The 9,565-nt window shown below is 62.8% G+C and carries 9 protein-coding genes; 5 read left to right on the top strand and 4 right to left on the bottom strand.

What is annotated here, in order from left to right; genetic code table 11:
- The first annotated feature begins 135 nt into the window (after window positions 1-135).
- Window positions 136-936 carry a 3'(2'),5'-bisphosphate nucleotidase CysQ gene (gene cysQ, locus EN845_RS04810; RefSeq protein ID WP_167531229.1) on the top strand — a complete coding sequence of 267 codons (801 nt, stop codon included), beginning with the start codon at window positions 136-138 and terminating at the stop codon, window positions 934-936.
- Between the two features lie 59 nt (window positions 937-995).
- Window positions 996-2,258: an O-antigen ligase family protein gene (locus tag EN845_RS04805; protein WP_127871302.1), complete on the top strand. Its 1,263-nt coding sequence runs from the start codon at window positions 996-998 to the stop codon at window positions 2,256-2,258.
- Between the two features lie 58 nt (window positions 2,259-2,316).
- Here the strand turns inward: EN845_RS04805 and EN845_RS04800 are convergent, their stop codons facing one another.
- From EN845_RS04800 to EN845_RS04785, 4 genes are all read right to left on the bottom strand, one after another.
- The gene (locus EN845_RS04800; RefSeq protein ID WP_127281072.1) at window positions 2,317-3,459 is read right to left on the bottom strand and encodes a DegT/DnrJ/EryC1/StrS aminotransferase family protein; all 1,143 of its coding nucleotides are present in this window, start codon (window positions 3,457-3,459) and stop codon (window positions 2,317-2,319) included.
- A gap of 229 nt (window positions 3,460-3,688) precedes the next feature.
- Complete coding sequence (locus EN845_RS04795) at window positions 3,689-4,612, bottom strand: carbohydrate kinase (protein WP_127871303.1); 924 nt, start codon at window positions 4,610-4,612, stop codon at window positions 3,689-3,691.
- Window positions 4,609-5,055 carry an RbsD/FucU domain-containing protein gene (locus tag EN845_RS04790; RefSeq protein WP_127276098.1) on the bottom strand — a complete coding sequence of 149 codons (447 nt, stop codon included), beginning with the start codon at window positions 5,053-5,055 and terminating at the stop codon, window positions 4,609-4,611. The genes EN845_RS04795 and EN845_RS04790 overlap by 4 nt, the downstream gene beginning before the upstream one ends.
- Window positions 5,056-6,282 (bottom strand): ROK family transcriptional regulator, encoded by a 1,227-nt coding sequence (locus EN845_RS04785; protein ID WP_127276097.1) that lies wholly within the window; start codon window positions 6,280-6,282, stop codon window positions 5,056-5,058.
- Between the two features lie 230 nt (window positions 6,283-6,512).
- On the opposite strand from EN845_RS04785, the gene EN845_RS04780 reads away from it, so the two are divergent.
- From EN845_RS04780 to EN845_RS04770, 3 genes are all read left to right on the top strand, one after another.
- Window positions 6,513-7,529, top strand: a complete 1,017-nt coding sequence (locus EN845_RS04780) for a sugar ABC transporter substrate-binding protein (RefSeq protein ID WP_167531230.1) — start codon at window positions 6,513-6,515, stop codon at window positions 7,527-7,529.
- A gap of 158 nt (window positions 7,530-7,687) precedes the next feature.
- Window positions 7,688-8,749: an ABC transporter permease gene (locus EN845_RS04775; protein ID WP_127276095.1), complete on the top strand. Its 1,062-nt coding sequence runs from the start codon at window positions 7,688-7,690 to the stop codon at window positions 8,747-8,749.
- The gene (locus tag EN845_RS04770; protein ID WP_127276094.1) at window positions 8,746-9,528 is read left to right on the top strand and encodes an ATP-binding cassette domain-containing protein; all 783 of its coding nucleotides are present in this window, start codon (window positions 8,746-8,748) and stop codon (window positions 9,526-9,528) included. Before EN845_RS04775 ends, EN845_RS04770 begins: the two co-directional genes overlap by 4 nt.
- Window positions 9,529-9,565: the final 37 nt, after the last annotated feature.

The following is a 9,565-nucleotide window of genomic DNA, read 5'->3' as shown; positions in this document are numbered from 1 at the left end:
AGAAACCGGAGATCCATCTCAAGACGCTCGGCAAGTCGGCCGAAGAGATGGTAGATACCCTGGAACACTGGCTGGACGAGCGTGACATTGCCGAAGAGCAATATGACAATGGCGGCGGCATCTGACGACAGGCCGATGCTCGAAATCTTCGAGCGGCTGGCGCTGGCGGCCGGGCGCGAGGTCATGCGCGTGTTCCATGCCGGCTGCGCGGTCGACCGCAAATCGGACTCCTCGCCAGTGACCGAGGCGGACCGCGAGAGCGAGAAGATCATTCTTGCCGGCCTGCGTACGGAATTCCCCGACATTCCCTGCGTGGCCGAGGAAGAAGCGGCTGCCGGTGTCATGCCGGGCGAACTTGGCGAGGCTTTCTTCCTTGTTGATCCGCTTGACGGCACCAAGGAATTCGTCAACCGGCGCACCGACTTCACCGTCAATATCGCGCTTGTCCGCCATGGCGTGCCGGAAGTTGGCGTCGTCTTCGCCCCTTGCGGTGGCCGCTTCTTTTCCGGTCTGCCGGGCAGGGCGGAAGTCCTCGACATCGACGGCGATTACCAGATTATCGCCCGTCGGCCAATTTCGGTGAGAACGGCCGCGTCGCCGCTGGCAGTGGTCGCCAGCCGCTCGCACAACACGCCGGAAACCGAAGCCTATATTCGCGACCTTGGCGCCGCCGAGATCGTCTCGGTCGGTTCGTCGCTGAAATTCTGCCTCCTCGCCAATGGCGAGGCGGATGTCTATCCGCGCTTCGGTCGCACCATGGAATGGGACACCGCGGCGGGTGACGCGGTGCTGCGCGCCGCCGGCGGCACGACGCGCACGCTGGACGGCAAGCCCTTGGCCTATGGCAAGCGCAACCAGGCCGATGACGAGGACTTTGCCAATCCGCATTTCATTGCCAGCGGCAGCGCTGCAACCGGAAGGCGCATCGAACGTTGAGGTGGAAACCTCCCGTAGATGGCCTATCCTGTATGGACGTTCCCTGAGTCGGTAGTTGAATGTCCTTTTTTCAGAAATGCCATGCCGTCACTTTGGGCGGATTTCCGGTATGGACCAGCAGTCGCGATGAACTAGGCCTCAGGATGTTGCTGGGCCTCTACGCCCTCTCTCCCGCCCTTTTCGTCTTCGTCGAAATGTCTCCCACTGCCCTGGCATTTGTCGCGGCACTCATGGGTGCTCTTACACTTTTTACCAAGGGGGCACGCTTTGGCAGGGCAACGATAGGCCTGGCCGTCACTCTGGCTCTCTTGTCCGGCTTTGTCCTGTCGAGCGCCCTGTGGTCGATCGACGCGAGCCGCTCTCTCATGGCGGCGAAGGACGTGTTTGGCTACTCGGTCGCCGCCATCTTGCTGTTTGAGTGCATTCTGGCGCTTCCGGACGCTCAACGCGACCGGCTGGCACGGGTCTCGTTATTCGGCATGTTGATTGGCCTGGTGTCGGTGATGGGTTGGGAACTGTATTTTGCGTTTTTGACCGAAGATCCAAGATTTGTGGAAAATGTTTTCACCCTCCACAAGATCACGGTCTACGGAGCTTTTTTTGCCGTCATATTTCTTGCGCAGCCGAGGCTGGTCTGGAAGGGGCTTGCGGCTCTCTTTGCCGTGCTGACATTGCTCTACGGCCAATCGACCGGCGTCAATCTGGCGATTGTCTTCGTGGCGGCGATGTTTGTCATGCCCGCCAAATACCGCCAGCACGCCTTGGTCGGATTCTTCGCCGCCTATTTGTCTCTTGCCCTGATTGCCCCTTTCGTCGTCTCGCCGCTGTTTGCCTACCTCAAAACAACGGGCTGGCTGGCTTTCTATCCGGGAACGTTCGCCGCGCGGCTTGATCTTTGGCAGATGATCTCGCCCCACATTGCGGAGCAGCCGGTTCTCGGCCATGGCGCCAATACGATGAGAAACGCGGTCGGGGTCGTGGTGAATCCCACATATTACGCGCAGGCGGATCTTCCGAGCGCGCACAATATCGTATTCGATTTGTGGTACGAGTTGGGAGCGCTGGGCATCATTGTGTACGGGGTGCTCCTGGGCACGATCATAAGAATGATCGGCCGTTTGAGCGGCCCCTGCCATTTCATAGCCAGCAGCTATCTGATCATAGCTGTTGTCGAACTGTCGGTCGACCATCGGATCTGGTTGTCATGGGTGCTGGGCACTTTGGTCTTCACAGCGGGCATCTGCATATTGCAGTGCCGTTCCGTGGCCCGGCCGGGAACGGATGACCGGATCACAAGACGCGCGGCGACCTTCTCAAAATAGCGGCGCGAAGCGCACGACCGCCTATGCCGGCGAGGTGTCGCCTCTGGTATCCGGCGCCTTATTCGGCCGCGGCCTGCGCCGAGTTCGAGCCGATATAGTTGCGGATCGTTTCGATGATCCGGTTCTGGTCAGCCTCGCTGAGATAGGGGTGCATCGGCAGGCACAGGATGCGTTTCGGCAGGTCCTCCGAAACCGCGAGACCGGTCGGCGTGCGCGGGTAGTCGCGATAGGCGATCTGCTCATGCAGCGGCTTGACATAGTAGATGACGGACGGGATGCCCTTTTCGCTCAGATGCCCCTTAAGGCCATCGCGTTTCGGCGTCTCGATCGCGTATTGCGCCCACGCCGAGCGGCTGCCATCCAGGTTGCGGGCGGCGGTGACGATGTCGCCGAGGCCTTCCGCGTAACGCTGGGCGACCACTTGCCGCGCCACCATTTCTTCCTCGAGGATGGCGAGCTTCTCGATCAGGATCGCCGCCTGAAGCGTATCGAGCCGTGAATTGATGCCGACGCGGACGTTGTCGTACTGCGTCTCGCCCTTGCCGTGGAAGGCGAAGGAACGCAGCGCGTCGGCCAGAGCGTCGTCATTGGTGAACATCGCGCCGCCGTCGCCATAGCAGCCGAGCGGCTTGGCCGGATAGAAGCTGGTCGAGCCGACATGGCCGAACCCGCCGCACATCCTGCCTTCGAGCGAGCCACCCATGGACTGGGCGGCATCCTCGATCACCAATAGGCCTTCGCGATTGGCGATGGCCATGATCGCCTCATAGTCGGCGGCAAGACCGAACAGGTCGACGGGGATGATCGCCTTCGGCTTCAGTCGGCCTTCCTTCTTGATGGCCGCGATCGCCGCCTCGAGGCTGGCGATGTCGATGTTGTAGGTCTTCGGATCGACATCGACGAAAACCGGCTCGGCCTTGGCCAGCGCCACCACTTCCGCCGTGGCGGCGAAGGTAAAGCTCGGCACGAACACCGCGTCACCTGGGCCGATGCCGGCGGCGAACAGCGGCAAAAGCAATGCGTCGGTGCCGTTGGCGCAGGCAACCACATGCTTGACGCCGACATAGGCGGCGAGCTTCTTCTCGAATTCGGCGACCTGGGGGCCTAGGATGTAGCGGCCATCTTCGACGACGTGGTCGACCGCGGCTTTCAGCCGGTCGCGGATTCGTTCGCGCTGCGCGCCAAGATCGATGAACTGCATGTCGGCCTCAATACCTGCCACTAACCGGCCCGCTGGTACCAGACTTGGCGCGGCTGAAAAAGCCGGCTGCGGGCCGGGCATATGGCGCAAGTGTCGCAGCCCGTTACCGTGTTTTGCCGGCGCATTGGCCTAAAAAGCCGGGAATCCGGCCTTGGCGGCGCAATTCAGGCCATGTCTATCGCGGTTTTCCGGCGCATGGAAACATAAAGTGATCGCGCTGGAGGGCCGATCAGCCGATCTCGTGCCGCCATGGGGAATTGGCGCCGGCCCGTGATACCGTCACCGCCGCCGCCTTGGCGCCGAGCGCCAATGCTTTGCCGATAGCGTCTTGCGACAGGCTGGAAATCGCCGCCTTCGTCAGCAGGCCTTGCTCATGCAGGGAGGCAAGGATGCCGGCATTGAACGTGTCTCCGGCGCCGACGGTGTCCACCACCTTCACTGTCTCCGGCATGACGGTGACACGGTGCTGCTTGCTATAGCCAACGGCGCCTTCGCTGCCATGCGTGACGACGATCAGTTTCGGGCCGCGGTCGAGCCAATTGCGCACGACATCCTCGTGCGAACCGGCTTCACCGAACCAGTTGAGGTCTTCGTCCGAAAGTTTGACGATGTCGGCCATCGCCATCATCTCCCGGATGCGCCTGAGGTGCTTGGCCTTGTCGGGGATGAAGTTCGGCCGGATGTTGGGATCGAGCATCATCACGCGGGCCTCGTGCTCGCGCCGCATGAATTCCTCATAGGCCGAGCCAGCCGGCTCCGAGATCAGGCTGATGGCGCCGAACAGCATCGCCTCGATCTCGCCGCCGAGTTGCGGCAGGTCCTCGATGGTCAGCATGCGCCCGGCCGTGTTCTCGTCATAGAAGGTGTAGGTCGCCTGGCCGTTGTTCAGCCGCACGAAGGCCAGTGTCGTCGGCCGGGGCGATGTGTGCGCGTAGGTCGAACTGACCTTGCTCGCTCCGAGCGCCTCCCTGAATTGCCCGCCAAACAGGTCCGACGACAGGCCGGAGAAGAAGCCGGCCGGCGCGCCGAGCCGGCCGAGTGCGATCGCCGTGTTGAAAACAGCGCCGCCGACATAGGGAGCGAAGGCCGGCTCACCCTGCGTGGTGGTGCGCGGCAGCATGTCGATGAGGGCTTCGCCACAGCAGAGGATCATGGCTTCCTGGTCTCCGGCGGATAGATCACGCCCTTGCGGATGATGATGTTGGCGTAAAGCCGCGGCTCGCTCGTCGCGACGATGGCATGCGCCGATTTGACCCGTGCATAGAAGTCGGCGCCGGCCAGCGCAACCACCTTGCGGCCTGGTGCACGTTTGGCGCAGATCGCCTCCATTTCACGATGGACAGGGTCGGCAAGCGACGGATCGCCTTTCACCGAGGCTCGAAACAGCGCCTCCGGAACCGCGTCGTCGACCGGAAGCAGCGTCAGTATCGCGTCGAGTACGGGAATGAGGGCATGGCCGTCGGTCCGGATGAGGCGTCTTGCCTGCTCCAGCGCCGGATAGTTCCCGTCGACCAGGGCAATCTCGTCACCATGCCCCATGGCGCGCAACGTTGCCAGAAGCTCCGGACCAAGCAGCGCCGGAATCCCGATCAGCATTCAGGCGCTCCTGGCGATCGTCGTCGAACCGATCAGGAAGCGTTCGGAAAGCGGCAAGCTGGCGCCGCCGAGCGCCCGTGCATGGATGCCCACGCTTCCCTCGCGGACCGCCGGAAGTTTCAGCCCTTCGCCGTCGATGGCGCCGATTGCCGTCACGACCGCCTCGACCAGCTTCTTGCGCACGGCCTTCGGCATCCACCCGTCGATCACCGCGGCCTCGAAATCGATGACCGAGGACGCTGCGACGATGGCGTAAGCGAGTGCCTGCGAGGCGCTGGCGATCCACTCGTCGAGTTCGGCGCCGATCTCCCCCCAATCCTCGGGTGAGGTCCACAGATACGAGGCCTCGACGCCACGCGCATTGAGTGTTTTTTCGAGCATGGCGATCGAGGCCACGTCGATCAGCTGGGTCGGTTTTCCACCCGGCCCGGGCACGGGCATGGAGCCGAGCGCGCCGGCATTGCCGGTCGGTCCGCCGAACAGCCGGCCGTTGAGCACAATGCCGCCACCGGCAAAGGCGCCGATGTAGAAATAGACGAAGTCCCGCGCCGCGCCCGTCTGGCCGAAGACCAGTTCGGCGCCGCAGGCCGAGGTGGCGTCGTTCTGCAGATAGACCGGAAAATCGCACTGCGTCTGGATGTCGGTCCTGATATCGCGATGGCGCCATTCGTCCATGACCTCGCGCGGCGCGCCGGCGGTGTCGGCCCAGTTCCACAGCTCGAACGGCATGGCGATGCCGAGTCCGGCAATGCGTTTGTCCTGCGCCGGTGTCAGCGCGCCGCGCATCGTCTTCATGCCTGACGTGACGAACTCGACCGTTTCGCGTGGGGCAGGGTAGCGGTAGGAGTGCTGCAGCATTGCGCGCACGTTGCCGAGGAAATCGATCAGCACGAGTTCGGCGCTGCGGCGGCCGATCTTGAGGCCGATGAAGAAGGCGCCTTCGGGGTTGAGCGCCATGGGGATCGAGGGCTGGCCGATCTTGCCGCGCAACGGCGCCTGACGGACGAGCAGGCTTTCTTCCTCCAGTTCGCGCATGATGACCGAGACTGTCTGCGCCGAAAGTCCGGTCATGCGGGCGATGTCGGACTTCGCCAGACTGCCGTGCTGACGCACCAGCGAAAGCACCAGGCGCTCATTGTGATCGCGCATGCCGCTCTGGTTGGTGCCGCGGTGAATAAGGCTCTCATTCGCTTCGGGCGAACCATGCCTCGCAGTGGCGGTCTCCACCCTGTTCCTCCCGTCGTTTCCCCGGCAATGCTTTTGGGTCAGAATGAGTGAAGGACGCAAGGCTGTCAATAATAAATAAGAGTGATTTAATTATTGACAGATGCCTTGGTCTGGTGTTTTTTGATCTGGCATCCGCGCTGGGAGAAGTCGCCTGGATGCCGTGCGGGTGCCGGTTGGCCGGCATTCGAAAATGTTCCACTGGGAGGAAAATCGTGACCAATACAAAATTGTTGAAGTCCACCGTTTTTGCGGCGGCCGCGCTGGGTCTGATGGCGTTCGCTTCGTCCGCATCCGCCGCCGGCGTCGGCGCCTGCCTGATCACCAAGACCGACACCAATCCGTTCTTCGTCAAGATGAAGGAGGGCGCTACCGCCAAGGCCAAGGAACTCGGCGTCGATCTCAAGACCTATGCGGGCAAGATCGACGGTGACAGCGAGAGCCAGGTGGCGGCGATCGAAAGCTGCATCGCCGACGGCGCCAAGGGCATTTTGATCACCGCGTCCGACACCAAGGGCATCGTGCCGACGGTGAAGAAGGCGCGCGATGCGGGCCTGCTGGTGATTGCGCTCGACACGCCGCTCGATCCGATCGACGCCGCCGACGCGACCTTCGCAACCGACAATCTGGAGGCCGGCAAGCTGATCGGTGCCTGGGCCGCCGCGACGCTGGGCGACAAGGCCAAGGACGCCAAGATCGGCTTCCTCGACCTGACCCCCTCGCAGCCGACCGTGGACGTTCTGCGCGATCAGGGCTTCATGATGGGCTACGGCATCGACGTGAAGGATCCCAACAAGATCGGCGATGAGACCGATCCGCGTATCGTCGGCCACGATGTGACGAACGGCAATGAAGAGGGCGGCCGCAAGGCGATGGAAAACCTTCTGCAGAAGGACAACACCATCACCGTCATTCACACCATCAACGAGCCGGCCGCGGTCGGTGCCTACCAGGCGCTCAAGGCCGTCGGCCTCGAAAGCCAGGTGCTGATCGTCTCGGTCGACGGCGGCTGCCCCGGCGTGAAGTCGGTCACCGAAGGCGTCATCGGCGCCACCTCGCAGCAATATCCGCTGCAGATGGCCGCGCTCGGCATCGAGGCGATCGCCGCTTTCGCCAAGGATGGTACCAAGCCGAAGCCGACCGAGGGCAAGAACTTCTTCGACACCGGCGTCAACCTCGTCACCGACAAGCCGGCCAAGGGCGTCAAGTCCATCGACACCAAGGAAGGCCTCGCCAAGTGCTGGGGCTGATGCTGGCCTGACCGGTAACAGAACCGATCGGCCGGGGGGACTTGATCCCCGGCCGCATCGGGTGGACGATACATCACTGTAAACGCGAACAATCCCGGCGACAGACCGGAAGGCGTGGACGGCGTCAGCGCGTGGCTGAAGCCCTACGGGGAGGAAACATGGCTCAAGCTCAGGAATTCGAGAAGGTTCTCTCGGCCAGCGACACAAGCGTTGCCGCTTTCGACGAGCACAAATCAGCCGTCAAGCGCATCCAGCATTTTCTGCATTCAACGCCGGCGGCGGTGCCGCTGATCGTGCTGCTTCTGTCGATCATCATCTTCGGCATCGCGATCGGAGGGCGGTTCTTCTCGTCCTACACGCTGACGCTGATCCTGCAGCAGATCGCCATCGTCGGCATTCTCGGGGCCGCTCAGACTCTGGTCATCCTGACCGCCGGCATTGACCTATCGATCGGGGTGATCATGGTGATTTCTGCCGTGATCATGGGCAATTGCGCGGTCAGCTACGGCATGCCGAGCGTGCTCGCCGTGGCGATCGGGCTTGCCGCCGGTGCGGCTTGCGGGCTGCTGAACGGACTGCTGGTCGCCTATATGAAGTTGCCGCCCTTCATCGTGACGCTTGGCACCTGGAACATCGTCATGGCCACGAACTTCATCTATTCGGCCAATGAGACGATCCGCGACACCGACGTCGACACTCAAGCGCCGCTGCTGCATCTGTTCGCCCTGAGCTTCAAGGTCGGCACGGCGGTGCTGACGCTCGGTGTCATTGCCACGGTCGTGCTCGTGATGGTCCTTTGGTACGTGCTCAACCACACCGCATGGGGCCGTCATGTCTACGCCGTCGGCGACGACCAGGAGGCGGCGAAGCTGTCTGGCATCCAGACCAAGAAGGTGCTGGTGACGGTCTACACCCTTGCCGGGCTGATCGCCGCTTTCGCGGCCTGGGTCTCCATCGGCCGCAACGGCTCGATCTCGCCATCAGCCGCCGTCACCGACTACAATCTGCAGGCCATCACCGCGACGGTGATCGGTGGTATTTCTCTCTTCGGCGGCCGCGGCTCCATCCTCGGCACCTTGTTCGGCGCGATGATCGTCGGCGTCGTCTCGATGGGCCTCAACATGCTGGGCGCCGATCCGCAATGGAAAGTGCTCCTCACCGGCGTGCTGATCATCGGCGCCGTCGCCATCGACCAATGGATCAGAAAGGTTTCGGCATGACCCAGGAACCCATCCTCACCGCACGCGGCCTGGTCAAGCGCTATGGCCGCGTCACCGCTCTCGACAATGCCGATTTCGACCTATACCCCGGCGAAATCCTTGCCGTCATCGGCGACAACGGCGCCGGCAAGTCGTCGCTCATCAAGGCGATTTCCGGCGCGGCCGTGCCGGACGAGGGCGAAATCCGGCTTGAAGGCAAACCCGTCTCCTTCAAGTCGCCGATGGAAGCGCGCGAAGCCGGCATCGAAACCGTCTACCAGAACCTCGCGCTGTCGCCGGCGCTGTCGATCGCCGACAACATGTTCCTCGGCCGCGAGATCCGCAAACCCGGCTTCGTCGGCCAGTGGCTTCGCATGCTGGACCGTCCGGCAATGGAAAAGCGCGCCCGCGACAAGCTTACCGAACTCGGCCTGATGACCATCCAGAACATCAGCCAGGCGGTGGAGACGCTGTCGGGCGGCCAACGCCAGGGCGTAGCGGTGGCCCGCGCCGCCGCCTTCGGCTCGAAGATGGTCATCATGGACGAGCCGACGGCGGCGCTCGGCGTCAAGGAGAGCCGCCGCGTGCTCGAACTGATCCTCGACGTGAAGAAGCGCGGCCTGCCGATCGTGCTCATCTCGCACAACATGCCGCACGTCTTCGAAGTGGCCGACCGCATCCACATCCACCGTCTTGGCCGTCGCCTGTGCGTCATCGACCCCAAGCAATATACGATGTCTGATGCCGTTGCCTTCATGACCGGTGCAAAAGCACCCCCGGAGACGGCATTGGCGGCCTGAACTGCCTGATTGCCGCTGGGTAAGGAGGCGGGGGTGT

Source organism: Mesorhizobium sp. M8A.F.Ca.ET.202.01.1.1 (assembly GCF_004791595.1).
Classification (GTDB): Bacteria; Pseudomonadota; Alphaproteobacteria; order Rhizobiales; family Rhizobiaceae; genus Mesorhizobium.
Note: the sequence above shows the minus strand (reverse complement) of the source record. Positions and strands in the feature narration are given on the sequence as shown.